The sequence below is a fragment of the Mesobacterium hydrothermale genome (assembly GCF_035818635.1).
GTDB lineage: Bacteria > Pseudomonadota > Alphaproteobacteria > Rhodobacterales > Rhodobacteraceae > Mesobacterium_A > Mesobacterium_A hydrothermale.
On sequence record NZ_JAYLLH010000004.1, the window covers coordinates 84,709 to 110,850 of the forward strand.

The 26,142-nt window shown below is 62.5% G+C and carries 23 protein-coding genes, 1 tRNA gene and 1 pseudogene; 17 read left to right on the forward strand and 8 right to left on the reverse strand.

Translation table 11 applies throughout. The features are described 5' to 3' along the window. Positions 1-42 precede the first annotated feature (42 nt). On the reverse strand, positions 43-546 hold the full coding sequence (locus tag VK792_RS04375; RefSeq protein ID WP_326296134.1) for a hypothetical protein: 504 nt from the start codon (positions 544-546) through the stop codon (positions 43-45). A 132-nt stretch (positions 547-678) separates the two neighbouring features. On the opposite strand from VK792_RS04375, the gene VK792_RS04380 reads away from it, so the two are divergent. Beyond that, a complete protein-coding gene (locus VK792_RS04380) occupies positions 679-1,083 on the forward strand; it encodes a SufE family protein (RefSeq protein WP_326296135.1) in 405 nt (134 codons plus the stop codon). Positions 1,084-1,237: 154 nt separating this feature from the next. Here VK792_RS04380 and trpE read toward each other — a convergent pair whose 3' ends face one another. The 6 genes and pseudogenes from trpE to fabI all read right to left on the reverse strand — a co-directional run bounded on the left by trpE (position 1,238) and on the right by fabI (position 8,092). After that, on the reverse strand, positions 1,238-2,752 hold the full coding sequence (trpE, locus tag VK792_RS04385) for an anthranilate synthase component I (RefSeq protein WP_326296136.1): 1,515 nt from the start codon (positions 2,750-2,752) through the stop codon (positions 1,238-1,240). Positions 2,753-2,763: 11 nt separating this feature from the next. Then, on the reverse strand, positions 2,764-4,617 hold the full coding sequence (locus VK792_RS04390; protein ID WP_326296137.1) for a peptidylprolyl isomerase: 1,854 nt from the start codon (positions 4,615-4,617) through the stop codon (positions 2,764-2,766). A gap of 38 nt (positions 4,618-4,655) precedes the next feature. Next, entirely contained in the window at positions 4,656-5,852 is a 1,197-nt protein-coding gene (locus VK792_RS04395; protein ID WP_326296138.1) for an aminotransferase, read from the reverse strand. 144 nt (positions 5,853-5,996) lie between these two features. Further along, positions 5,997-6,500, reverse strand: a complete 504-nt coding sequence (gene gpt / locus VK792_RS04400; RefSeq protein WP_326296139.1) for a xanthine phosphoribosyltransferase — start codon at positions 6,498-6,500, stop codon at positions 5,997-5,999. Positions 6,501-6,567: 67 nt separating this feature from the next. Further along, positions 6,568-7,121, reverse strand: a pseudogene (locus tag VK792_RS04405) (LysE family translocator). A 164-nt stretch (positions 7,122-7,285) separates the two neighbouring features. Beyond that, a complete protein-coding gene (gene fabI / locus VK792_RS04415; protein ID WP_326296142.1) occupies positions 7,286-8,092 on the reverse strand; it encodes an enoyl-ACP reductase FabI in 807 nt (268 codons plus the stop codon). 136 nt (positions 8,093-8,228) lie between these two features. Between fabI and pdxH the strand changes: the two genes are divergently transcribed. The 5 genes from pdxH (at position 8,229) to VK792_RS04440 (ending at position 14,216) form a co-directional block, all read left to right on the forward strand. Then, complete coding sequence (pdxH, locus tag VK792_RS04420; RefSeq protein ID WP_326296143.1) at positions 8,229-8,834, forward strand: pyridoxamine 5'-phosphate oxidase; 606 nt, start codon at positions 8,229-8,231, stop codon at positions 8,832-8,834. A 128-nt stretch (positions 8,835-8,962) separates the two neighbouring features. Then, positions 8,963-9,487 carry a cold-shock protein gene (locus tag VK792_RS04425; protein WP_326296144.1) on the forward strand — a complete coding sequence of 175 codons (525 nt, stop codon included), beginning with the start codon at positions 8,963-8,965 and terminating at the stop codon, positions 9,485-9,487. Beyond that, positions 9,466-9,951, forward strand: coding sequence for a DUF192 domain-containing protein (locus tag VK792_RS04430; protein WP_326296145.1), 486 nt, complete (start codon positions 9,466-9,468; stop codon positions 9,949-9,951). Before VK792_RS04425 ends, VK792_RS04430 begins: the two co-directional genes overlap by 22 nt. Before the next feature lie 58 nt (positions 9,952-10,009). Beyond that, a tRNA-Pro gene (locus VK792_RS04435) sits at positions 10,010-10,086 on the forward strand. A 476-nt stretch (positions 10,087-10,562) separates the two neighbouring features. Beyond that, the gene (locus VK792_RS04440) at positions 10,563-14,216 is read left to right on the forward strand and encodes a vitamin B12-dependent ribonucleotide reductase (protein WP_326296146.1); all 3,654 of its coding nucleotides are present in this window, start codon (positions 10,563-10,565) and stop codon (positions 14,214-14,216) included. A 170-nt stretch (positions 14,217-14,386) separates the two neighbouring features. Here the strand turns inward: VK792_RS04440 and VK792_RS04445 are convergent, their stop codons facing one another. Beyond that, positions 14,387-14,875 (reverse strand): MarR family winged helix-turn-helix transcriptional regulator, encoded by a 489-nt coding sequence (locus VK792_RS04445; protein ID WP_326296147.1) that lies wholly within the window; start codon positions 14,873-14,875, stop codon positions 14,387-14,389. Between the two features lie 153 nt (positions 14,876-15,028). Between VK792_RS04445 and VK792_RS04450 the strand changes: the two genes are divergently transcribed. The 11 genes from VK792_RS04450 to VK792_RS04500 all read left to right on the forward strand — a co-directional run bounded on the left by VK792_RS04450 (position 15,029) and on the right by VK792_RS04500 (position 26,131). Further along, positions 15,029-15,724, forward strand: a complete 696-nt coding sequence (locus VK792_RS04450; RefSeq protein WP_326296148.1) for a fumarylacetoacetate hydrolase family protein — start codon at positions 15,029-15,031, stop codon at positions 15,722-15,724. After that, on the forward strand, positions 15,721-16,368 hold the full coding sequence (gene maiA, locus VK792_RS04455) for a maleylacetoacetate isomerase (protein ID WP_326296149.1): 648 nt from the start codon (positions 15,721-15,723) through the stop codon (positions 16,366-16,368). The genes VK792_RS04450 and maiA overlap by 4 nt, the downstream gene beginning before the upstream one ends. A 427-nt stretch (positions 16,369-16,795) precedes the next feature. Next, positions 16,796-17,833, forward strand: coding sequence for a TRAP transporter substrate-binding protein (locus tag VK792_RS04460; RefSeq protein WP_326296150.1), 1,038 nt, complete (start codon positions 16,796-16,798; stop codon positions 17,831-17,833). A gap of 81 nt (positions 17,834-17,914) precedes the next feature. Then, a complete protein-coding gene (locus tag VK792_RS04465) occupies positions 17,915-18,487 on the forward strand; it encodes a TRAP transporter small permease (RefSeq protein WP_326296151.1) in 573 nt (190 codons plus the stop codon). Then, the gene (locus VK792_RS04470; RefSeq protein ID WP_326296152.1) at positions 18,484-19,980 is read left to right on the forward strand and encodes a TRAP transporter large permease; all 1,497 of its coding nucleotides are present in this window, start codon (positions 18,484-18,486) and stop codon (positions 19,978-19,980) included. Before VK792_RS04465 ends, VK792_RS04470 begins: the two co-directional genes overlap by 4 nt. Before the next feature lie 85 nt (positions 19,981-20,065). Continuing rightward, complete coding sequence (locus VK792_RS04475; protein WP_326296153.1) at positions 20,066-20,833, forward strand: crotonase/enoyl-CoA hydratase family protein; 768 nt, start codon at positions 20,066-20,068, stop codon at positions 20,831-20,833. A 4-nt stretch (positions 20,834-20,837) separates the two neighbouring features. Then, a complete protein-coding gene (locus VK792_RS04480; RefSeq protein WP_326296154.1) occupies positions 20,838-21,317 on the forward strand; it encodes a MarR family winged helix-turn-helix transcriptional regulator in 480 nt (159 codons plus the stop codon). Next, entirely contained in the window at positions 21,317-23,134 is a 1,818-nt protein-coding gene (locus VK792_RS04485; protein ID WP_326296155.1) for a feruloyl-CoA synthase, read from the forward strand. The genes VK792_RS04480 and VK792_RS04485 overlap by 1 nt, the downstream gene beginning before the upstream one ends. Before the next feature lie 100 nt (positions 23,135-23,234). Then, complete coding sequence (locus tag VK792_RS04490) at positions 23,235-24,110, forward strand: amidohydrolase family protein (RefSeq protein ID WP_326296156.1); 876 nt, start codon at positions 23,235-23,237, stop codon at positions 24,108-24,110. Then, positions 24,107-24,565, forward strand: a complete 459-nt coding sequence (locus VK792_RS04495) for a DUF3237 domain-containing protein (RefSeq protein WP_326296157.1) — start codon at positions 24,107-24,109, stop codon at positions 24,563-24,565. The genes VK792_RS04490 and VK792_RS04495 overlap by 4 nt, the downstream gene beginning before the upstream one ends. 3 nt (positions 24,566-24,568) lie before the next feature. After that, positions 24,569-26,131 (forward strand): acyl-CoA dehydrogenase family protein, encoded by a 1,563-nt coding sequence (locus VK792_RS04500; protein WP_326296158.1) that lies wholly within the window; start codon positions 24,569-24,571, stop codon positions 26,129-26,131. Positions 26,132-26,142: the final 11 nt, after the last annotated feature.

Genomic DNA, 26,142 nt, shown 5'->3' on the forward strand with positions numbered 1-26,142 from the left:
TCCCGGCGCGGCCCAGACGTTCGCCCCGGGCCGGGCTGTGCGCTAGCGGCGCGACGTCATGACGTTGCGTGCGCCGCGCACGCGGATGGTGCGGACGCCTGCAAGGTCATTGTCCGACAAGGTCACCGCGGCGGTCACAGAACGGGCAAAGTCGCTGCCGCCCAAGGGGCCGGGCCCCTGCAGCCGCTTCATGTCATAGGTCAGCACGCCGTTGCCGCTTTCCTCGTCATTCTTGACCAGACGCACATCGAACACGCCCAGGCGGTTCGAAACACCCGTTGCCTCGATCACCGCACCGCCGGGGCGCCGGTCGACGCGCAGTTCGGAAATTTCGGCGATCAACTGCCCGGCATAGGGTCCGACTTCTTTCTTTTCAAAGATCGACCGGCGGCGTGGAATCAGCGGGTTCACGTCGCCCTCTTGCACGACCTTGGTCGAACTTGCGCGACCGAACCAGTTGAACGGGTTCAGCCGGCTGTCGCGCACGGTTCCGCAGCTGCTCAGGACCAGCCCCGATACGATCAGGATCGAAAGTGCCCGCTTCATGATGTGTCAGCCCCCCTGGGTCGTCGTTCTCTCCGTGCTAACCGATTGCCGCGGCCTTGAAAAGCGCGAAGGCTCTGGACCTTTGGCGATGCGCCGCCTAGGTCTGAGCCTAGGCAGCAAAAGAGGTCCCGGATGGCACGTCCTGAATTCGAAGAGGTGGTCGAGGACTTCGAGTTTCTCGAGGATTGGGAAGACCGCTATCGCATGGTGATTGAAATGGGCAAAGCGATGGCGCCGATGCCCGACGCACTGAAAGTGCCCGCCACCAAGGTCAATGGCTGCGCCAGCCAGGTCTGGCTGCATCCGCAGATCGAGGGCGACACGTTCAACTTCCAGGGCGACAGCGATGCGATGATTGTGCGCGGCCTGATCGCGCTTTTGCACCGGCTTTACGACGGGCTGACGCTGGACCAGGTGCGCGCCGTCGATGCCAAGCACGAACTCGGACGGCTCGGGTTGAACGAACACCTGTCGTCTCAGCGCTCGAACGGGCTGCACGCGATGATCGAACGGATTCACCACTTGGCAGAGGCGTGAGGGGCGCTGCCCCTCTGTCGCCTGCGGCGCCATTCACCCCGAGGTATTTGGAAAACCAAAGACGGGGCAGGTGCGCGCGGTATTCCCGCCTTTGGTTTGCCAAATACCTTGGGGGTGAATGCGTGCCATGGCACGCAGGGGGGGCAAAGCCCCCCTACGCGTTGCCGTTGCCGGTAAAGCGCGCCGCGTCCGCGGCCGCGCGGCGGATCGCGTTCGATTTGTGCACGGTTTCCTGGTATTCGGCCTCGGGGTCGCTGTCATAGACCACACCGCCGCCGGCCTGGATATAGAGCTTGCGATCCTTCACCAGAGCGGTGCGCAGGGCGATACACATGTCCATGTCGCCGCCCGCGCTGAAATACCCCACCGCGCCGCCATAGACGCCGCGCTTTTCCGGTTCCAGCTCGTCGATGATTTCCATAGCACGCACCTTGGGAGCCCCTGACACGGTGCCCGCGGGCAGGCCAGCCAAGAGGGCCGACAGCGCGTCCTGATCCTTGCGCAGTTCGCCCACCACGTTCGACACGATGTGCATGACGTGGGAATAGCGTTCGATGATGAATTTTTCGGTCGGTTTGACGGTCCCGATCTTCGCCACGCGGCCGACGTCGTTGCGGCCCAGGTCGAGCAGCATCAGATGTTCGGCCAGTTCCTTCTTGTCGGCCAGAAGATCGGCTTCGTTGGCATTGTCCTGTTCCGGGGTCGCGCCGCGCGGGCGGGTGCCGGCGATCGGGCGGATCGTGACCTCGTTGCCGAAGACCCGGACAAGGATTTCCGGGCTGGCGCCGATCACCTGGAAGCCACCGAAGTTGAAATAGAACATGAAGGGCGAGGGGTTCGTGCGCCGCAGCGAGCGATAGAGCGCGAAAGGCGGCAGCGGGAAATCCTGCGTCCAGCGCTGCGCCGGAACGACCTGGAAGATATCGCCGGCGCGGATGTAGTCCTTTGCCTTTTCAACGGCTTGTTTATAGGCCTCGTGGCTGAAGTTCGACACCGGCGCGCCGGGCTCTTGTGCTTCACCCAGTTCGCGGCCGGCTTGCGGCAGGGCACGTTCGAGGTCGCGCACCGCGTCCATCACCCGTTCCGCGGCCTGCGCATAGGCCGCGCGCGCCGACAGCCCGTCGCTGACCCAGGCCGGGCTGACCACCGTCACCTCGCCCTTGACGCCGTCCAGAACGGCGACGACCGAAGGCCGCATCAGCACCGCGTCGGGCAGGCCGATGGGGTCTGGGTTCACGTTGGGCAGGTGTTCGACCAGGCGCACCATGTCATAGCCGATGTAACCGAACAGACCGGCGGCGGCTTGCGGCAGGTCAGCCGGCAGGTCGATCTTCGATTCCGCGATCAGTGCGCGCAGCGCGGCCAGCGGGTCGTCGGCCTGATCCTCGAAGGCGTCCGGGTCGAAACGGGCCATACGGTTCAGGCGGCTTTCCGGACCGTTGCACTGCCAGATCAGGTCAGGCTTCATCCCGATGATCGAATAGCGACCGCGCACCTCGCCCCCGGTTACGGATTCAAGAATGAAGGCGTCCTTGGCCGCGCCAGTCAGCTTCAGCATCAAAGAGACCGGCGTGTCGAGATCGGCGGCAAGCCGGGCATAGACCACCTGGTTCTGCCCGGCCTCGTAGGCGGTGGTGAACTCGGCGACTGTCGGGGTCAGGGTGGCCATGCATTCAGCCCTTACTGCATCGAGGAATGGACGGCGTTCAGCGACTGCTGGTCGATCTGAACGCCGGTGCGTAGCTGGATGTCGCTGGCCAGTGCGGTGAAAAGGTCCTGCGACAGCGCGCTGGCGGCTTGGCCCTTCAGCGCCTCGACCAGGAACTGGGCGTCGGCACTGTCCTTGTCGGCTGCGTGGATCGCGTCCAGTTGCAGGATGGCGACGGCATCGGGCAAGGGCAGCACGGCGGTTTCTCCTGCCTTCAGTCCGAACACGGTCTGCAAGGCGGTGCCGGGCAGGCCGGGCAGGAAATCGGTGCGGCTGCGCCCGGATTCGCTGGTCACCCCGGCAAGGCCAAGGTCTGCCAGCGTCTGGCCTTCGGTCATGCCATCGGTCAGCGCCTTGGCCTGCGCCTGCAGCGCGTCGATCATCTGCTGGGCTTCCCATGCGGCGGCGACCTGATCCTTGACGTCGTCGAAGGGAATCGGGGCTGGGGGTGTGGTGCCGTTCAGGCGGGCGGCGAACAGGCCGCCGTCCTCCAACTCCGCGATTTCGGGGTAGTCGTCGGTGGTCAGGCGCGCGGCCAGTTCACGGAACGATTGATAGCCCGCGATGTCGGCGTCCGAGCCTGGGAACCAGTTGACCTGACCCAGTTGCATTTCGGTTTCCTGTGCCAGGTCTTCCAGCGTGGCACCGCCGGCCAGCATGTCCTCGTTGGGTTCGTTCATGTCGCGGATCACACGGCGGGCACGGTCCAGCGCAAGATCGTCTCGCAGTTCGGCGCGTGCGTCCTCAAAGCTGGTCTCCTGCGCCGGCAGCACCGCGTTCACGCGAAACAGTGCCGGGCCAAGTGCAGTGGGCAGCGGGCCGACAACGGTGCCCGGCTCTGCGGCAAAGACGCCGTCACCGGCGGTGTCCAGGTCGGTTTTGGTCACGTCCCCCATGTCGGTGTCGGCCAGGTCAAGGCCGCGGCGCGTGACCTCGGTTTCGAAATCGCTTTCGCCGGTGCGGATGCGTGCGGCGGCTTCTTCGGCCTTGGTGTCGTCGGCATAGGCCAGACGTTCCACCAGTCGGCGTTCGGGACGGATATAATCGACCAGACGTTCGGCATAGGCGTCGCGCAGCGCGGCCTCGTCAACCTCGACCGTATCAAGGATCATGTCGGGCGTGATCCAGACATAGGTGATGTCGCGGGTTTCGGGGCTGGTATAGGCAGCGATATTGGCGTCATAGTAGGCCCTCAGCGTCGCATCGTCGGCCACTGGCAAGCCCGTGGTCAGCGCGCCGCGGTCCAGCAGGACCCAGCTGAAATCGCGGGTCTCAAGCGCATAGTTCACCAGCGTATCGACATAGATGTCCGGCATGGTGTTGCCTGCCAGGACCGCGCTTTGCAGGATGGTGCGGGCGGACTCGTCGCGCAGCTCTTCTTCGAAGGCGGCCTCTTTCATGCCGATGTTGCGCAGAGCAAAGGCATAGGTTTCCCGGTCAAAACTTCCGTCGGCGCCCTTGAACGCGCCGATTTGTGTCAGTTGCCGCGCGATTTCAGCATCGCCCACCGACAGGCCCATGGCCGCCGCTTCGCCGTCCAGTGCGCGGGTGGTCACCAATTGTGCCAGAACGCGCTGGTCCAGCCCCTGGGCGCGGGCCTGCTGAAAGGTCACCGGCTGGCCGGTCTGTGCTTCTTGTGCACGCATTTCCTGACGCAAGGCCCGGACATAGCGATCAACGGTGATCTCCTTGTCGCCGACAGCGCCGACCGTCTGGATACGGCCCCCGAAATTGGTGGTACCAAAGCCCGCCAGACCGACGAACAGCATCCCCATCAGCACCCAGAGAACCACCTTCTGGATGTCGACTTTCTTCTTGGCGGCCATGTGTCTTCCCTTGCCCTGTTGGGGTTTTGCAGGGTTGTCTACGCCGCCCCGTCCCGGGGGGCAAGGGGCCATGGCAGCGCCTTGAGCCGGGCAAACAGCGTTTTGATCTTGTCCGCGTCGATATTGGCATAGGCGATGCGCAGATGGCGCGCGCCGGATGGATCGGTCTCGGGCACGAACATGGTTCCGGGCAGGGCCAGGATGCCCGCCTCGGACACCAGTGCACGCGCCAGTCTGTCGGATGACATCTCGAACGGGTGTTCGACGTAGGCGAAATATGCCCCCAGCCCCTTCAACCGCCAACCGCGGTCTTGCAACGCAGGGAACAGGTCGCGGATCGCGGCGCGGCGGCTGGCGATCTCGTCGCGCTCCTGCGCCACCCATTGATCCAGGTTTTGCAAGCCCCAAAGCGCCGCGCGCTGGCCCAGGCCGCTGGGGCAGATGGTGACGGTATCGATGAATTTCTCGACCTCGGGCATCAGACAAGGGTGGCCGACCAGCGCGCCGACGCGGTGGCCGGTCAGCCGGTAGGATTTCGAAAAGCTGTAAAGCTGGATCAGCGTCTGGTCCCAGCCATCGCCGCTCAACAGGTCATGCGGCGCGCCCGGCTGGCTGTGGAAATCGCGATAGGTCTCGTCGACGATCAGTTTCAGCCCGGTCTCTGCCGCAAGGTCGAAAAACGCGCGGATCAGGGCAGGCGGGTATTCCACACCGCCGGGGTTGTTCGGGCTGACCAGAACGATGGCACGGGTGGCAGGGGTGATCAGCCGGCGGGCATCGTCGGGATCGGGCAGCAGACCGGCGTCGGTGGGCAGCGGCTGGGCGGTGACACCCGCCATGTCCAGCCACATCTTGTGATTGAAATACCAAGGGGTTGGCAGGATGACCTCATCGCCCTTGCCACAGATCGCGGCGATGGTCGCGGCAAAGGCCTGGTTGCAGCCCGACGTGATCGCCACCTGGTCCGCAACGACCATGCCGCCATAGTGCCGTGCCCAGCTTGCGGCCAGCTCGGCCCGCAGCGGCGCGATGCCCAGATCGGCGCTGTAAAGATGCGTTGCGGTTTCTTGCAGCGCCTCGGCCATGGCGGCGATCATGCCATCGGGGGGCGGCAGCACGGGGGCGGCCTGGCTGACGTTGATCAGGGGGCGGTCAGCAGGGAAAGTCACATCTTTCAACCAGCGCGCTGCCTCGGGTACGGGACTGGGAAAGGTGGTTTGTGTAATTGTCGTCATGCGCGGCCCCCTTTGGTCAATCGCCGCAGTAGGGGCGCGCCGCCCGGCCCATGTCAAGCCCGGGCCCTGCTGTCTTTGGTTTTCCAAATACCTCAGGGGGTCGGGGGGACAGCGTCCCCCCGTTTCGCCGAAGACACCGCCCGGTCAGTCCTTGCCGCGATAGGGCTCGACGTATTGCAGCGCCATGTCCCAGGGGAAGAAGATCCACGTATCCTGGCTGACCTCTGTGATGAAGCTGTCAACCATCGGACGCCCCATCGGCTTGGCATAGACGGTGGCGACCGTGGCCTTGGGCATGGTCTTGCGCACCACTTCCAGCGTACGGCCGGTATCGACAAGGTCGTCAATGACCAGAACCCCGGTGCCGTCGCCGACATATTCCATGTTCGGTGACTTGATCACGCGCGGTTCGCTCTGGGTCTGGTGGTTGTAGCTTTTCACGCTGATCGTATCGACGATGCGAATGTCCAGTTCGCGCGCGACGATCATCGCCGGGGCCATGCCGCCACGGGTGATGGCCACCACGGCGCGCCAGGCGCCGTCGTCGGGGCCTTGCTGGTCCAGCCGCCAGGCCAGTGCCCGTGCGTCGCGGTGCAGCTGGTCCCAGCTGACGTGAAAGCCCTTTTCATGCGGCAGTTGATTGACCATGACGATGCTCCTGAAATGCGATTGGCAAGGGCTATACGTCACGCGGGGATTGCCGCGCAAGCCTGCCTTATCGCCCGAACAGCAACCGCAGCCCCAGTGCCCCGAGGATGAGCGCCGCCGCACGGTCCACAACATGTTTGACAGACATGTACCCGGCCCGTGCCGCAGGGGTCGCCATCAGCCCGGCAAAGCCTGCATAAAAGATCAGTTCGACCAGGAAATGATTCAGCACGATCACCGCCTTGGCACCCAGCGTCATGTCGGCGGGAAAGATCACCACAAGGACCGAGGCGGCGAACAGCACCGACTTCGGGTTCGACAGGTTCACCAGCACCCCGTCGCGAAAGGCATGGTGGCTGGTGCCCTGGGTTTCGGTCACCGATTTGCGGGCATCTCGCCACATCAGCCAGGCGATCCGCATTAGGTACGCCGCGCCGGCAATTTTCATCACCAGGAAGGCTGCGGGAAACAGGGTGAACACCACCTCAAGCCCAGTAGCGCCGCGCCGGTCCAGGCCGCCGCCATCAAGCCCAGACCCGCGCCGGTGGCCATGCCGCGCCGAAATCCGCCGGAAATCGCCTGCCGCAGCAGGAACAGCAAGGCCGGCCCGGGCGACGCCATCGCCGCCAGTAGCGTCAGGTTGAAAGCAAGAACATGGGTCCAGTCGATCGCAAGGCTCCTTTGGCTCTTTCGGCATTGGGCTTGCTTCGCAGCGGGCTGTCAAACGACAATGCCCCGGCACAGGGCCAGGGCATCGAAACCGCAAGCAAACGGTCGGAAATAGCTTAGTCCTTGGACATGTCCGGCGCGTCCACCGCCTTCATGCCAACCACGTGATAACCGGCATCTACATGCATGACTTCACCCGTCACACCCGAGCCCAGGTCGGACAGAAGGTAAAGTGCGGACTTGCCGACATCGTCGATGGTCACATTGCGGCGCAGGGGCGAATTGTATTCGTTCCATTTCATGATGTAGCGGAAGTCGCCGATGCCGCTGGCCGCCAGCGTCTTGATCGGCCCGGCCGAGATCGCGTTTACGCGAATGCCGTCCTTGCCCAGGTCTTCGGCCATGTAGCGCACCGATGCTTCCAGCGCGGCCTTGGCGACACCCATCACGTTGTAATGGGGCATCACGCGTTCCGCACCGTAATAGGTGAGCGTGACGGCCGAACCGCCAGCGTTCATCATCTTCTCGGCGCGCTGCATCACCGCAGTGAAGCTGTAGACAGAAATATCCATCGACATGGTGAAATTTGCGCGGCTCGTGTCCACATACCGGCCACGCAGTTCATTCTTGTCAGAGAAGCCAATCGCATGAACCACGAAATCCAGGCTGTCCCAGTGCTGTTTCAGCCCGTCGAACAGGGCGTCGATCGACGCTTCTTCGGCGACGTCGCATTCCAGCACGATCGCGCTGCCCAGTTTTTCGGCAAGCGGGCCGACGCGCTTTTTCAGCGCTTCCCCCTGGTAAGAGAACGCCAACTCTGCACCGGCGTCCGCCAAGGCCTTTGCAATGCCCCAAGCGATGGATTTGTCGTTTGCAAGGCCCATGATGAGCCCGCGTTTCCCTGCCATTAGCTGGTTGGCCATGCCAATTTCTCCGCCTGTCCGTTTCCTCATTGCTTTAGGCGAGTTGCATCTCGGCATCAAGACCAAGAGGATACGCAAGGTAAGGCTTGCACCATAGGTGCATTTCAGGCACTTGAATCAACTTAGGAGTGAATGAATGAGTGACCGGACGGGTATTTTTGCGGGTGACGATCCGTTTGTCATCGCGCGGCGCTGGTTGGCCGAGGCCGAGGACAGTGAAATCAACGATCCCAACGCGATTGCGCTTTCGACCGTCGACACGGACGGATTGCCGAACGTACGGATGGTGCTGCTGAAGGAAATCGAGGACGACGCGTTCGTGTTCTATACCAACTATGGCAGCACCAAGGCGCAGGAAATCGAAACGGCCGGGAAGGCTGCGTTCGTGATGCACTGGAAATCGCTGCGGCGGCAGTTGCGGGTGCGGGGCACCGTCACCCGGGAGGACGGTCCCCAGGCGGATGACTATTACGCGTCGCGGTCACTCAAAAGCCGGCTTGGCGCCTGGGCATCGCATCAATCGCAGCCTTTGGCGTCGCGGGCGACCCTGATGGCAGAGGTCGCCAAGATCACCGCGACCCACGGGCCCAGCCCGAAGCGCCCGCCGTTCTGGGGTGGCTATAGGATTTCGCCGGTTGAAATCGAGTTCTGGGCCGATGGTGCATTCCGGTTGCACGATCGTTTCGTCTGGCGGCGTGTGACGCCACGGGACGGGTGGTATATCACGCGGCTTTCGCCGTAAAACTCGTGTAACATGGGCTGAATTTCGTGTCACACGAACTGTAAACGCAGGAAGTTTGAGGTTTTTTCTTGAAAATCCTGCGGTAAAGACTGAAAAACATCTTGGGGATGAGAAGAGCGGGAACTTAGGTGACGTATCAGGATAACAAGACGCAACGCGTCGTGGGCAAGGTGAAATGGTTCGATCCGGTTAAGGGGTTTGGCTTCGTTATCAGCGACGAAGGCGGTCCGGACATCCTTTTGCATGCGAACGTGCTGCGCAATTTCGGGCAGTCGTCAGTCGCGGATGCAGCCCGGATTGAAATCATGGTGCAACGCACTGATCGCGGTGCGCAGGCAACCGAGGTGGTGCGGATCGACCCGCCCGAGGGCAGCAAGGAACTGCCCCTGGCTGACTTTGCCGAATTCGACCCAGAGGAAATTGCCGCCGCGCCGCTGCTGCCGGCGCGGGTGAAATGGTTCGACAAGGCCAAGGGGTTTGGCTTCGCCAATGTGTTCGGCAAATCCGACGACGTGTTTCTGCATATAGAGGTGCTGCGCCGGTCTGGCCTTTCGGACCTGTTGCCGGGTGAGGCGCTGGCGATCCGTGTGATTTCCGGCAAGCGGGGCCTGATGGCCACCGAGGTAAGCGCATGGGAAAATGCCATCGCCTGATCGCGTCCGTCTGTGTCGCGCTCGCTCTTGCGGCGGGCAGCGCGCGGGCAGACTGCCAAGGCGACCGCGTCAGTTTGCGCGGTGACTGGGGAAGCGCTAGCTTTTCCGCTGAAATCGCAGGCACATCCGAAGAGCGTGCCAAGGGGCTGATGTTCCGGGAAACCATGCCACGGTTTTCCGGCATGCTGTTCGTATACGATAGCCCACGGCAGGTTGCATTCTGGATGCGCAATACGCTGATCCCGCTGGATATGATCTTTGCCGATGCGCGGGGCGTGGTCCAGCGTGTGCATGCCAACGCAAGACCGCTGGACGAAACGCCGATTCCCGGCGGACCGGGGATTCAATACGTGTTGGAAATCAACGGCGGGATGGCAGCGTTGCTGGGCATCGACGCGGGCAGTCAGTTGCAGCATCCCGCGATTGATCAGGCGCTGGCGGCCTGGTCCTGCGATCCTTCTTGAATCCTGAGCAGATTCACCTTTTCAATCCCGTCCGGTGCCGTTAAACGGAAGCCCTGTTCGGGGCGTAGCGCAGCCTGGTAGCGCGACGGTTTTGGGTACCGTAGGTCGTAGGTTCGAATCCTATCGCCCCGACCAGAATCACTCAGCCAAAAATATGGAAATTCTGCTTAGATGTTGTGGATGGCACACACCCACACACTAGAGCTTGTTTTTTGGTCACCTTCACCAAAACTGTTAACACCTGTGGATAAGTCCCCCGCAAGGGACGGTTTTTCACGCGCTTTCCGGGGCTTTCCAAGCCGTCGATTTGTGGATGAATCGGGTGGCATTCCGGCCGTCTGCACAACCGGAGCATGGTCAATCGGAAAACTGTGGTTTCTGTCCTAAAAATGCTGTTGACCCTGTCACAAGATTTACGTCAGATTGTGCGGGTCGGCTGGGGTAGCCACTATATCTAGTGCTGACGTGGCGGGGCAAAACGCACCTTACAATGTAGGTTGATCAGGGGATGGCGCGCATGTGCAGGCGGCGCGCAAGGTGTCCTTTTGTCCAGTCAATTCGGGTCGCGACCGCGCGGCGATACAGGGCAAAAAAGGGACAATGGGGCATCCATGAAAATCGAACGTAAGTTTACAACGGCAGGGCAGGACGCCTACGACGGCATCGAGTTCATCACCACCGCATCGGAAATCCGCAACCCGGACGGCAAAGCGGTGTTCCAACTGGACAATGTCGAGGTTCCGGCCTCCTGGAGCCAGGTTGCCAGCGACGTGATCGCGCAGAAATACTTCCGTAAAGCCGGCGTGCCCGTCGCGCTGAAGAAAGTCGCCGAAGAGGGCGTGCCAGAGTTCCTGTGGCGCTCTGAGCCCGAGAGCGCCGATACCGAGCGCACCGGCGAAACATCGGCCAAGCAGGTGTTCGACCGTCTGGCGGGCGCCTGGACCTATTGGGGCTGGAAAGGCGGCTATTTCTCGACCGAGGCCGACGCACAGTCCTATTACGATGAAATGCGGTTCATGCTGGCCAAGCAGATGGCCGCACCGAACAGCCCGCAGTGGTTCAACACCGGCCTGCACTGGGCCTATGGCATCGACGGTCCGGGCCAGGGCCACCACTATGTCGACTACAAGACCGGGGAACTGGTCAAATCGAAATCCGCCTATGAACACCCGCAGCCGCATGCCTGCTTCATCCAGTCGGTCAGCGACGACCTGGTGAACGAGGGCGGCATCATGGACCTTTGGGTGCGCGAGGCGCGCCTGTTCAAATACGGTTCGGGCACCGGCACCAACTTCTCGTCGCTGCGGGCCGAGGGCGAATCCCTGTCGGGTGGCGGCAAGTCGTCGGGGTTGATGGGCTTCCTGAAGATCGGCGACCGGGCGGCCGGCGCGATCAAGTCGGGCGGCACCACGCGCCGCGCCGCGAAGATGGTGATCTGCGACGCGGACCACCCCGATATCGAGGAATTCATCAACTGGAAGGTCAAGGAAGAGCAGAAGGTCGCCAGCATCGTCGCCGGGTCGAAGATGCACGAGAAGATGCTGAACGGCATTTTCGATGCGATCCGCAGCTGGGACGGGGCCGAGGCCGACGCCTATGACCCCAAGGTCAACGAAAGCCTGAAGGCCGCGGTGCGCGCCGCCAAGGGCGTGATGATCCCGGAAACCTATGTCAAGCGCGTGCTGGACTATGCGCGGCAGGGCTATGCCAGCATCGAATTCCCGACCTATGACACCGACTGGGACAGCGAAGCCTATGCCAGCGTGTCTGGCCAGAATTCCAACAACTCGATCCGCGTGACCGATGCCTTCCTGCAGGCGGTGAAGGATGATGCCGACTGGGAGCTGATCCGCCGCACCGATGGCAAGGTCGCCAAGACCATCAAGGCGCGCGACCTGTGGGAACAGGTGGGCCACGCGGCCTGGGCCTGTGCCGATCCGGGCATTCAGTTCCACGACACCGTCAATGCCTGGCACACTTGCCCGGCGGATGGCGAGATCCGCGGTTCGAACCCGTGCTCGGAATACATGTTCCTCGATGACACGGCGTGCAACCTGGCGTCGATGAACCTGCTGACCTTCCTCAAGGACGGCAAGTTCCAGGCCGAGGATTACATGCACGCCACCCGTCTGTGGACGCTGACGCTGGAAATCAGCGTGATGATGGCGCAATTCCCGTCCAAGGAAATCGCGCAACTGTCCTATGACTTCCGCACGCTGGGCCTGGGCTATGCCAATATCGGCGGCCTGCTGATGAACATGGGCTATTCCTATGACAGCGACGAAGGCCGCGCGCTGTGCGGCGCGCTGACCGCGATTCTGACCGGCGTGTCCTATGCGACCAGCGCGGAAATCGCCGGGGAACTGGGTGCTTTCGCGGGCTATGCTCGCAACAACGACCATATGCTGCGCGTCATTCGCAACCACCGCAACGCCGCCTATGGCGCGACAGAGGGCTATGAAAACCTCGCGGTCAAGCCGGTGCCGCTGGATCACGCCGGGTGCCCGGATGTGAAACTGGTTGACCTTGCGATGAAGAGCTGGGACGAGGCGCTGCGCCTTGGTGAAAAGCACGGCTATCGCAATGCGCAGGTGTCGGTCATCGCGCCGACCGGCACGATCGGGCTGGTGATGGATTGCGACACCACCGGGATCGAACCCGATTTCGCGCTGGTGAAGTTCAAGAAGCTGGCCGGTGGCGGCTATTTCAAGATCATCAACCGGTCGGTTCCCGCCGCGCTGGAAAAGCTGGGCTACTCGTCCAGCCAGATCGAGGAAATCGTCAGCTATGCCGTGGGTCACGGCACGCTGGGCAACGCGCCGGGCATCAACCACACCGCGCTGATCGGTCATGGCTTCGGCCCGGCCCAGATCGAGAAGGTGGAAAAGGCGCTGGCGACGGCCTTTGACATCCGCTTTGTCTTCAACCAGTGGACGCTGGGCGAAGAGTTCTGCAAGGGCGTGCTGGGCATCCCGGCGGACAAGCTGAACGACCCGACCTTCGACATGCTGCGCCACCTGGGCTTTACCAAGTCCGACATCGACGCCGCCAACGACCACGTTTGCGGGACGATGACGCTGGAAGGCGCGCCGTTCCTGAAGGACGAACACCTGTCGATCTTCGATTGCGCCAATCCCTGCGGCAAGAAGGGCAAGCGCTTCCTGTCGGTCAACAGCCACATCACCATGATGGCGGCGGCGCAGTCCTTCATCTCGGGCGCGATTTCCAAGACGATCAACATGCCGAACTCGGCCACGATCGAGGACTGCCAGAAAGCCTATGAACTGTCGTGGTCGCTGGGGGTGAAGGCCAACGCGTTGTACCGCGACGGCTCCAAGCTGTCGCAACCGCTGGCGGCGGCCCTGGTCGAGGATGACGAGGACGCGGCAGACGTGCTGGAAGCCGGCACGCCGCAGGAAAAGGCGCAGGTTCTGGCCGAGAAGATCGTCGAAAAGGTGGTCATCAAGGAGATCATCAAGTCGCAGCGCACCAAGATGCCGGAACGCCGCAAGGGCTATACCCAGAAGGCGGTTGTCGGCGGTCACAAGGTGTATTTGCGGACCGGCGAATACGAAGACGGCAGCCTTGGCGAGATCTTCATCGACATGCACAAGGAAGGGGCTGGCTTCCGGGCGATGATGAACAACTTCGCCATCGCCGTGTCCGTGGGCCTGCAATATGGCGTGCCGCTGGAAGAGTTCGTGGATGCGTTCACCTTCACCAAGTTCGAACCGGCGGGCATGGTGCAGGGCAACGATTCTATCAAAAATGCAACCTCGATCCTGGACTACATCTTCCGCGAACTGGCGGTGTCTTACCTGGATCGCACAGATCTGGCCCATGTGAAGCCCGAGGGCGCAACCTTTGACGACATCGGACGTGGCGAGGAAGAGGGCGTGTCGAACGTCAAGGAACTGTCGGAATCGGCCGCGTCCAAGTCGCTCGAAGTGCTCAAGCAGATCAGCTCGACCGGGTACTTGCGCAAGCGTCTTCCGCAGGAACTGATCGTGTTGCAGGGCGGTGCCGCTGGGGCGGTGGCCTTTGACCTCGGCAAGGACCCGTCGCACGCGCTGGCCACGCTGGTGCCCGAAACCAAGATCGTCGCAACCGCAGCGACATCGGCCACGGCGATGAACGCGGCGACGCGGGCGCGGATGCAGGGCTACGAGGGCGAAGCCTGTGGCGAATGCGGCAACTACACGCTGGTGCGCAACGGCACCTGCATGAAGTGCAACACCTGCGGCTCTACCTCGGGGTGCAGCTAAGGACGTCGCCTGCGCGGCCCAACCGGGGCGCGCAGGCAGCAGGGAGGGCTACCAATTCCGGGGCGCGCTCTGCACGGTTCCGGGGCCGGTGCGCTGGCCCTGAACGCAGGTAAGGCCACAGGCAAAAACAGCACGCGGGCGGTACCAGAACAGAGCCTTACCAGCGAAACTCAAGGGGTCTCTTTCGAGGCCCCTTTTTTCGTGTCGGGCACACGTTGCGGCGTGCGGCTGAGGTCATTGCCCGCGGCGGCGGCCTTGCGGGCCAACGCAACGAATGTTGCCCGTTCTTCGGTGCTCAACCCTGTCAGGATGTCTGGTTGCAGGTCCTCCACGATGGGTGACAGCCGCGCCAGTAGGCTGCGACCGGCATCAGTCAGATCCAGCACGCGCGCGCGGCGGTCCTTTTGGTTGACGCGGCGCAGGATCAGCCCCTTGGACAGCAGCCGGTCCACCACGCCGCCGATGGTGGCCCGGTCATATGCGATCAGCCCGGCCAGCGTGGCCTGATCGATTTCGGGGTTGTCGGCCAGTGCCGTCATGGCCGCGAATTGAACCGGTGTCAGGTCGAGGCCCGCGTGTTTCATCCGCGCCTGGAACACCGATGTCGAAATCTGGTTGAGCCGCCGGATCAGGTGCCCGGGCATGTCTTCCATCATCATTCTGTCGGTGTTCCTGTGATCTGCGGGTGGGTCATATGTATGCGTACCAGTTAGAACTAGGCCCGGGAAGTCCCCGATCAATGCCCGGACGAAAGGGATTGACAGGGCCGGGGGCAAGGGGCCTCCTGTCGGGTGGGAAGAGAAGGGGAAAGAATGACTTACGTATTGCCACCGATGGAAATTCCATCGCTGCCCGTGGTCGGAACCGAGGCGCGTTTCGCGTTGCGTCGGGTGTTCTGCGTGGGCCGTAACTATGCCGCCCACGCGCGCGAAATGGGCAAGGATCCAGACCGTGAACCGCCGTTCTTTTTCATGAAACCCGCCGATGCGGTGGTGGGGGGCGGGGTGACGATCCCCTATCCGCCGGAAACCAGCAACCTGCAACACGAAGCCGAACTGGTCGTCGCCATCGGTAAGGGAGGTATGAACATCACCCAGGACGATGCGCTGGGTCACGTCTGGGGCTATGCCATTGGCAACGATCTGACCCGCCGCGATCTGCAGGGCGTGGCCAAGGAATTGGGCCGGCCCTGGGATTGGGGCAAAGGGTTCGACAATTCCGCCGTTGTCGGGCCGGTGCATCCGGTCAGTGCGGTCGGGCATCTGACCGCGGGCGCGATCACTTGCACCGTGAACGATGCGCTGCGCCAAGAGGGTGATCTGTCCGACATGATCTGGGACGTGCCCGAGGTGATCTCGATCCTGTCGCGCAGCATGGCGCTGCGCCCGGGCGACCTGATCATGACAGGTACCCCCGCGGGTGTCGGCAAGCTGGTGCCGGGCGATACCTGCACCGTTGACATTGCAGGTCTCGGGACTTTGACAACCACTATTGGCGCACCGCTATGACACTTGTTCTGCACAACTATTTCCGCTCGTCCACCTCGACCCGGTTGCGCGCTGCGCTGCACCTGAAGGGGCTGGACTACGACTATGTTGCTTACGCGTTGAAGGAGGGGGCCCATAAACGCCCCGATTTCCTGGCGCGCAACCCCGCCGGTCTGGTGCCAGTGCTGGAAACCGAAGACGGCGCGTTCCTTGCCCAGTCGATGGCCATCATCGAATGGCTGGACGAAACCCACCCCGAACCGCCGTTGTTGCCCGCCGATCCTTTGGGGCGGGCGCGGGTGCGTGCGCTGGCGCAGATGATCGCCTGCGACATACATCCGCTCAATAACTTGCGGGTTCTGAAACGGATCGCGTCGCAATTCGGCGCCGATGCAGAGGCGCAAAAGGCGTGGTTCACGCATTGGGTGACCGAAACCTTCGATGCGCTGGAACTCTGCCTGTCGGAAAGCGCGCAGACGGGTAGATTCTGCCATGGTGACACGCCGGGGCTTGCAGATACCTGTCTTTATGCGCAGGTCTGGAACAATCGGCGCTTCGACATCGACACGTGTCACTGGCCGGTGATCTCGCGCATCTTCGAGGCCTGCGAGTCTTTGCCCGCGTTTGCCGCTGCGGCCCCGGCCAACCAGCCGGATGCCGAGTGACTATTGGGGGCGTAAAGCGATCGCGAGAGGCTGGATGACAGTCGCTAACAGCGCGTGTTCTGATCGGGCTGTTGGTAGAGTTGCGTTTTCCAAGCCTCTGAAATCATTCGGGACGATTATTTTCTTGCGCAATGGTGGGGAAGTGGGAAACATTCTGTTGGACAGAGATAGTTATGTTCTATATCTATATCTCGACTCGCAGAGTGAGGAGCATGTGCTGCGGTTCAGGGGAGGAGCGGGAGGCTGGCACTGTCATATACAGTTGGGCCGGTTGGCGACAGGGGGATATCCCCTTGGGCGCATCACGCTTTTGCGCCCTGATCCCCTACCGGTTCCGATTGACGAGGCGCGGCCGCAAGTGGCAGCGTGACAGATGCCGGGGCGGCGCAAGATTGCCCTGCAAGACACTGATCAACGGGAGGAAAAGATGATCAGCAAACGTAAATTTGCAAAACTGGCAGGCGCAACCGCGCTGGCAACCATGATGGCGGCGGGTGCGGCCATGGCGGCCGATGTGACGTTGCGGATGCATCAGTTCCTGCCGGCGCTGGCCAACGTTCCCAAGAACGTGCTGCAGCCCTGGGCTGACAAGATCATGGCAGAGTCGGGTGGCCGGATCGAAATCCAGCACTTCCCCTCGATGCAGCTGGGCGGCAAGCCGCCGGAACTGATCGACCAGGCCATCGATGGCGTTGCCGATATCGTCTGGACCGTGGCCGGGTACACTCCGGGCCGTTTCCCGCGTGCCGAAGTGTTCGAACTGCCCTTCACCATGACCGACGCAGGGATCATGTCCGAGGCGTATTGGAAGCTGGCCGAAGAAACCATGATGGACGTCGACTTCAAGGACTTCAAGGTTCTGGGTCTGTGGGTGCACGGCCCTGGCGTGATCCATTCCGTCGACCCGATCGTCAACGTGTCGGACCTGAATGGCGTCAAACTGCGCGCACCGACCCGCGTGACCAACATGCTGATGAAAAACCTGGGCGCGACCCCGGTCGGCATGCCGGTTCCCGCGATCCCCGAAGCGCTGTCCAAGGGCGTGGTTGATGCGACCATCATCCCGTGGGAAGTTGTCGGCGCTCTGAAAGTGGCCGAACTGGTGGACAACCACACCGAATTCCCCGGCAAAGCGCTTTACACCACGGCGTTCATCTTCGCGATGAACAAGGAAAAGTATGACTCCCTGCCAGACGATCTGAAAAAGGTGATCGACGACAATTCCGGTCTGGAATTCTCGATCTTCGCCGGCACCCAGATGCAGGCCGACGATGCGGGGCCGCGGGCATTCGCGGTTGAGAATGGCAACAACATCATCCAGCTGACCCCTGACCAGGTGGCAGAGTGGGAGGCGGCCTCGGCGTCGACCACCGAACAGTGGATTGCCGAAACCAATGCCGCCGGCATCGACGCAGAGGGCTTGATCGCCCGCGCGAACGAACTGCTGGAAGACGCGGCGAAGTAAGCTCACACTTCCCGGCCGGGCAGGCCCTGGCCGGGAAACCCCTTAACTTCCTTTCACAAGAGGCTTGGCATGCTTGGCTTCATGACGAAGCTCGCGCGTTTCATGGCGCTGCTTGGGGGCGTCGTCCTCTCGGCGCTGGTGGTGCTGACATCGATCAGCATCCTGGGGCGCGGGTTGAATACCTTTGGTCACAGCGATTTTCTGACCGGTCTGTCGCAGGGCGCGGCCGATTGGCTGATCGGCACCGGGGTCAGTCCGCTGAACGGTGATTTCGAACTGGTCGAATCCGGCATCGCCTTCGCGATCTTCGCCTTCTTGCCGATCTGCCAGCTTTATTCCGCCCATGCGACGGTCGACGTGTTCACCAACATGCTGCCGAGAAAGACCAACAAACTGCTGATCACCTTCTGGGAAATCGTGCTGTCCGCGGTGATGATCCTGATCGCGCTGCGCCTGTTCGAAGGCATGATGAACAAGATCGACAACGGCGAAACCACGTTCCTGTTGCAATACCCCGTCTGGTGGTCTTTCGCAGCCAGCCTTGTCGCTGCCGTCGTGGCCGCCATCGTGGCGATCTATTGTGCCGTTGCCCGCGTGATCGAACTGATCTCGGGGCGTCCCATGATGCCTGACTCTGGAGGAGCGGTCCATTGACACTGCTTGAACTGGGCTTTTGGTCCTTTCCCGTCCTTCTGCTGATGATCTTTCTGCGCGCGCCGATCGGGCTGGCCATGTTCCTGTGCGGAATCGGCGGGCTCTACCTGGCGATGGGCGACAGCACCATGTTCATGGCCAAGCTGAAGACAGAGGCATACACGACCTTCTCCAGCTATTCGCTGACCATCATTCCGATGTTCCTGCTGATGGGGCAATTCGCGACCCTGTCGGGCATGTCCTCGGCGCTGTTCAAGGCCGCTGAAAGCTGGCTGGGGCACCGCAAGGGCGGCGTCGCGATGGCGTCGGTCGGGGCCTGCGCAGGGTTCGGCGCGATCTGCGGATCGTCACTGGCCACGGCCGCCACGATGAGCCGCGTGGCCCTGCCGGAATTGCGCCGGTATGGCTATTCCGGGGGCTTTTCGACCGCAACGCTGGCTGCGGGGGGCACGCTGGGCATCCTGATCCCACCGTCGGTCATCCTGGTGATCTATGCCATCCTGACCGAACAGAACATCGCCAAGCTGTTCCTGGCGGCCTTCATTCCCGGTATCCTTGCCGCGGTGGGCTATATCATCACCATTTCGCTTTATGTCCGCCGTCACCCTGACTCGGCCGGTGTCCGGCCCCCGCAGCCCTATGCCGAACGTCTTCAAGCGATGATCAACGTCTGGCCTGTGCTGCTGGTCTTTGGTCTGGTTGTCGGCGGGATCTACCTGGGCTGGTTCACCCCGACCGAAGGCGCGGCCGTGGGTGCGGCAGGAACCGGGCTTCTAGCGCTGTTTTCGGGCAACCTGTCCTGGGCGATGTTCAAGGAAAGCATCATCGCCACCGCGCTGTCTTCGGCGATGATCTTCTTCATCGTGCTGGGCGCCGGGCTCTACAACTCTTTCCTGGCGCTGTCGCAAGTGCCGCAAGAGCTGTCGAACTGGGTGGTGGGGCAGGGCTTCAGCCCCTGGACCGTGCTGGCGATGATCCTGATCTTCTACCTGATCTTCGGCTGTCTGATGGATTCGCTGTCGATGATCCTGCTGACCATCCCGATCTTCTATCCGGTGATCTCGGTCATGGATTTTGACCTGGTGTCGCTGGCCTCGCTGCAGGCGGATGCCGCGATGGAGGTTTTGCGCAACGGCGTGCCGGACGGGATGGGGCAGGAAATGCTGCAATCCATCAAGGATGCGATTGCCGTCGGCAACGAACTGACCCGAGAACAGATGCGCGAACTGGGCATCCGTGTGAACAACCTGACAGCCGTCCGGTTGGAAACCGAATATGTCGCGATCTGGTTCGGCATCCTGGTGTTGATCGTGGTCGAGGTGGGCCTGATTACGCCGCCTGTGGGCATGAACTTGTTCATCATCAACGCGATGGACCGGGAAACCCCGATGACCGAAACCTACAAGGCCGTGCTGTGGTTCGTGACATCCGACCTTGTCCGGGTTGTCATCTTGGTTCTGTTCCCCTCGATCACCCTGTTCCTGCTGACCTGACGGTCGGCAGGACCGCCGCCGAACGAGTTTTGGAAAATTAGGTATTTGATATAACAATGATGATCGCAACAAATGGAGGGACCAGATGAGTGCGCCGATCCTGAAAACAGAGATTGCCGATGGTGTCGCGGTCCTGACCATGAACCGCCCCGGCAAGCGCAACGCGATGTGCGACGCGTTGCTGGATGCCATTGACGGGTTTTTCTCGAAACCGCCGGCCGGCGTTAAGGTGGTCGTGCTGACGGGCACCGAAGGGCACTATTGCTCTGGTCTGGACCTGTCGGAACATGAACAGCGCGACGCCGAAGGCACCATGCGGCATTCGCGCAACTGGCATTCCATCATGGACAAGATCCAATACGGCGGCCTGCCGGTAGTCTCGGCCATGTTCGGGGCCGTGATTGGGGGCGGGCTGGAACTGGCCACATCGACCCATGTGCGCATTGCCGAGCCGTCGACGATCTTTCAACTGCCAGAAGGCCGGCGCGGGATCTTCGTGGGCGGTGGGGCGTCGGTGCGCGTGGGCCGCATCCTGGGGGCCGACCGCATGATCGAGATGATGCTGACCGGGCGCAAGTACGGCGCGGACGAAGGGCTGGCCCTGGGCCTGACGCACTATGCGGTCGGGCAGGGCGAAGCGCTGCCGATGGCGCTGAACCTGGCGCACAAGATTGCCAGCAACGCACCGCTTTCCAACTACGTGATGATCCAGGCGCTCAGCCGGATCGAGGACATGGACAAGGCCGGGGGCCTGTTCACCGAAAGCCTGTGCGCTGCGCTGACCCAGACCAGCCCGGATGCGATCGAAGGTTTGCAAGCCTTCCTGCAAAAACGTGACCCCAAGTTCAGCTGAGCCGATGAAACCCGATACCGCTTCCGACACGTCCCAGCCCGCACAAGTCAGCGATGACCGGCTGCGGGGGCTTTTGGGCTACCGGCTGCGCCGAGCGTCGAACGCGGTGCAGGCGGATCTGGCCGAAACGCTGAAACCGTTCGACCTGCGCATGATCACCTATACCGCGCTGGTCCTGGTCGTCGACAACCCCGGTCTGAGCCAGTCGCAACTGGCTGCCGCCATGGATGTTGAACGCCCCAACCTGGTGGTCATCGTGGACGAGCTTGAACGGCGCGAACTGATCACCCGCGACAGGGTGCCGACCGACCGGCGCACCTATGCGCTGAACGCCACGCTGGCGGGGCGCAGGTTGTGCGATCAGGCCGAGTCCGCGGTGCGCCAGCACGAAGCGCGGATTTTCGGGACGCTTCTGGAAGAAGAGCGCAGCCTGCTGGCCAGGGGACTGCTGCATGTCATTGCCCAACGTACGGGAGAGTCGTGATGAAACGCACATCGAATTTCCAGCCGCACAAGGTGGTGCGCGATACCATGCCCGACGGCACCCTTCGCCTGCGCTCCGCCTATGACCTGCCACCGGTGGCGGATCGCACCGGCGACTGGCTGCACCGCTGGGCCAAAGACGCCCCCGACCGGGTGTTCATCGCCGAGCGTCACGGTGCGGGCTGGCGCGAGGAAAGCTATTCCGCTGTGTTGGAACAGGTCCGCGCGATTGCCGCGAGCCTGCTGGGCCGGGGCATGAATGCCGACACGCCGATCCTGGTGATTTCCGGCAATGGCGTCGATCACGGCTTGCTGGCCCTTGCGGCGCAATACGTCGGTGTCCCGCTGGTGCCGGTGGCCGAACAATACGCGCTGATCCACGGCGCGCATGGCAGGCTGGTTCACGCGATCGACCTGATCAAGCCCCGCATGATCTATACCGTCGATGCCGGTCACTATGCCGAAGCGCTGGCGCTGCCCGCGATGGAAGGGCGCGAGATCGTCGTCTCGAACACCGCCGGCCGGACCGACATCACCGCCTTTGCCGACCTTCTGAAGGGCGACAACGGCGTCGACGTGGATGCGGCCTTTGCCAAGGTCACGCCGGATACCGTCGGCAAGATCCTGATGACCTCTGGCTCGACTTCGGAACCCAAGGGCGTTCTGACCACGCACCGGATGATGTGTGTGAACCAGGCGATGCTTCAGGTCGGGCTGCCGTTCCTGGCCGAAAAGCCGCCGGTAATCGTGGACTGGCTGCCCTGGAACCATGTGTTCGGCGGGTCGCACAACTTCAACATGATGCTGGCGAACGGCGGGTCGTTCTATGTCGATGACGGCAAGCCGGTGAAGGGCCTGTTCGACCGCACACTGGAAAACCTGTCGCTGAAGACCGGCAGCCTGTGCTTCAATGTGCCGGTTGGGTTCAGCATGCTGTTGGGGGCGCTGCAAAAGGACACCGACCTGCGCCAGCGGTTCTTTGCGGAACTGGATCTGGTGTTCTATGCCGGCGCATCGCTGCCACAAGAGGTCTGGCAAGGGTTCGAGGCGATGGCGATGGAGGTCAAGGGCGAAGTGCCGTTGATGACCAGCAGCTGGGGCCTGACCGAAACCGCCCCCGCCGCCGTGCTGCAACAGGAACCGACCGACCGGTCCGGTGTGATCGGCGTGCCGCTGCCGGGGATCGAGCTGAAGCTGATCCCGGACCAGGACATGCGCTGCGAGATCCGCCTGAAAGGGCCGTCGATCCTGCCGGGCTATTACAACGCGCCGGAAAAGACCGCCGAAGCCTTTGACGAGGAAGGGTTTTTTCGCACCGGTGACGCGGTTCTGTTCGTTGATCCCGCCAATCCCGACCGCGGGTTGAAATTCGACGGCCGGATTTCCGAGGATTTCAAGCTCTTGACCGGCACCTGGGTGCGCGCGGCGCAGCTGCGGATGGACATGCTGACCTGTCTTGGCCCGTTGGCGGCGGACCTGGTGATCACCGGGGCCGACCGTAACCAGATCGGGGTCATGGTGTTCCCCAGCATGGCGGCGCTGGCCGAAGGCGGCTATGGGACCGAGGAAACCGACGGCGCGCTTTGCAACGCCCTGTTGCTGGGCGAAATTCACCGCCGCCTTGCCGAACGTGCCCGCGAATTTTCCGGCAGTTCGACCCGGGTGTCCCGGGCGATTGTCCTGGCCGAACCCGCGTCGATGGGCGCGGGCGAGATGACGGCCAAGGGCAACCTGAATTTCCGCAAGGTGCTGACCCGGCGCAAGGCGCTTCTGGACCGGCTTTATGCCGACAGCGATCCCTGCGTGGTGACGGTCTGAACAATCCCGACGGCGGACCGCTGCCTGGTCCGCCGACCCTTCGCCCAGGGACATCCGGCCTGGGCGCCCGCCCGGCCAGAGAGACACAGAGGAACAGAACATGGTTGATATCACCGAAGTCCGTGCCATCGACATTCACACCCATGCCGAAGAACCCTGCGGGTGTCACGCCGACGACGGCTATGACGATCTGCAGGCGACGATGGCGAAATACTTTCGCGCGCCGTGGAGCCACCCGCCGACGATCCAGGAAACCGCAGCGCATTTCCGCGAACAGAACATCGCCGCCGTGATCTTTCCGGTCGATGCCGAACGCGAAACCGGATACCGCCGCTACAGCAACGACGAAGTGGCCGAAATCGTTGCAGAAAACTCTGACGTTCTGATCCAGTTCGCGTCGATCGACCCTTGGAAGGGCAAGATGGGCGTGCGTGAAGCCAAGCGGCTGATGCGCGACTATGGCGTCAAGGGGTTCAAGTTCCACCCGACGATGCAGGGGTTCTATCCCAATGACCGCATGGCCTATGATCTGTATCAGGCCATTGCCGACGAAGGCGGCATCGCGCTGTTTCACACCGGCCAGACCGGCGTGGGTTCGGGCATGCCCGGCGGCAACGGGATGCGGCTGAAATATTCCAACCCGATGTATATGGATGATGTGGCGGTGGATTTCCCCGACATGAAGATCGTCCTGGCGCACCCGTCCTTCCCCTGGCAGGAAGAGGCGCTGTCGGTGGCCCAGCACAAGCCCAACGTCTATATCGACCTCAGCGGCTGGTCGCCCAAGTATTTCCCTGACATCCTGGTGAAATACTGCAACTCGATCCTGCGCAAGAAGGTGCTGTTCGGGTCCGACTGGCCGATGATCACGCCGGAACGCTGGCTGGCCGATTTCGAAAAGATCGCGATCAAGGACGAACTGCGCCCCGACATCATCAAGAACAACGCCGCGCGGCTGTTGGGGTTGATGGAATGATCACGCCTGTCCTGCGCCACGTCTGTTCGTTCACCGTGCAGCTTGATCCCATCATGGAAATGGGGCCGGGCCGGGCCGGGCATCGCCGGATCATCCCGATTGTCGGCGGAGAGGTCACTGGCCCCGCGATCCGGGGCCGGGTGCTGAACCTTGGCGCCGACTGGCAGACGATCTTTGCCGATGGTGTGGCACATCTGGACACGCGCTATGCGATGGAAACCCATGACGGCGCGGTGATCGAGATCGTCAACGTCGGCTTTCGTCACGGTCCCGCCGACGTGATGGCGCGGGTCGCGGCAGGAGAGCCGGTCGACGGCACGGAATATTACATGCGCACCTCGGCCCGGCTGGAAACCGGGGATGCGCGCTATGATTGGGTCAACCGCACGGTGTTCGTCAGCGCAGGGATGCGCCGCGCCGACGCGGTTGAAATCGACCTGTTTGCGGTGGAATGAGCTATGAAACCTTTTCAGGCCCCTCTTGACGATATCCTGTTCTGCATGGACGTGGCCGGAGCATCTGATCTGCCCGATTGGGATGCAGAACTTGCCGGGGAAATCGCGGGCCATTTCGCCGCCTTCGCCGAGGGCGAGATCGCGCCGCTGGACGAACCCGGCGACATCCAGGGCTGCACGCTGGAAAACGGCCGGGTGCGGATGCCGGACGGGTTTGTCGACTTTTACAAGTCCTACGCCGAAGCCGGCTGGCCCAGCCTGACCGCCCCCGAGGAATTCGGCGGGCAGGGTCTGTCTCCGATGGTGCTGGCCTATGTGTCCGAGATATTCTCAGGGGCGAACCAGTCGTTGCAGATGGTGACCGGGCTGGTGCCCGGCGCGATCCGCACCTTGCTTCGCTTTGGCACCGACGACCAGAAGGCCCGGCTGCTGCCGCCGCTGGTGTCGGGGGACTGGCTGGCCACCATGTGCCTGACCGAACCCGGCGCGGGGTCGGATCTGGCCCGCATCCGTACGAAAGCGGTAGAAGGTCCGGACGGTTGGCGCATTTCGGGCGAGAAGATCTTTATCTCTGGCGGTGACCAGGACATGAGCGCGGGGATCTTTCACCTTGTTCTGGCCCGGACATCCGACAACGGCCTGAAGGGGCTGTCGCTGTTTGCCTGCACCATGGATCAGGCAGGCGACAGCATTCGGGTCGTCCGGATCGAAGAGAAAATGGGGCTGCATGCCTCGCCCACCTGCCAGATGGTGTTCGACGACGCGCCGGGCGAATTGATCGGCGGCGAAGGGCAGGGGCTGGCGGCGATGTTCACGATGATGAACCACGCCCGCGCCGACGTGGCGCTGCAGGGCGTGGCCCATTCTGCCCGCGCCCATGACGTTGCCAGGGCCTATGCCGAGGAACGGGTGCAAGGCCGCAAGACCGATGGCAGCCCGGCCCGATTGATCGACCATGCCGACGTGCAGCGGATGCTGGACCGGATCGACATGCTGGCGATGGGCGGCCGGATGATCGCGCACCTGGCCTTTGTCACCATGGAAAAGGGCGACAACCGCGATTTCGTGGACCTGCTGACCCCGGTCGCCAAGGTCTTTTGCACCGAGGCCGGGATGGAGGCCGCGACGCTGGGCATGCAGGTGCTGGGCGGTTACGGCTACTTGCGGGAATACCGGCTGGAGCAGACCTATCGCGATGTGCGGATCGCCGCGATCTACGAAGGCGCAAATGCGATTCACGAACGGGTTCTGGCCACCCGGTTGCTGAAATCCGGCAGTGCTGCCGCGTTCAAGGCCTTCCTCGATGCCGAAGGCGCGGGAGAGATGCGCGTACTTTGGGAACAGGCCGAAAGCCGTCTGCTGGCAATGCAAGATGCCTCTGCCCTTGCGCATGATTTCATGGTGCTGACCCAGCTTGCGTTGTTGCAGGCGCTTTGGGGCCGGATGCTGGCCAGGGCCGATGCCCATCCCGATCCCGCCCGGATCCGCCGTCTGGCCCAAACGGCGCTGCGCGACGGGCCGATCTTTGCCCGCGCCCGCGCCGACCGTCTGGCGGCGATGGCTTAGGATACCCGCGC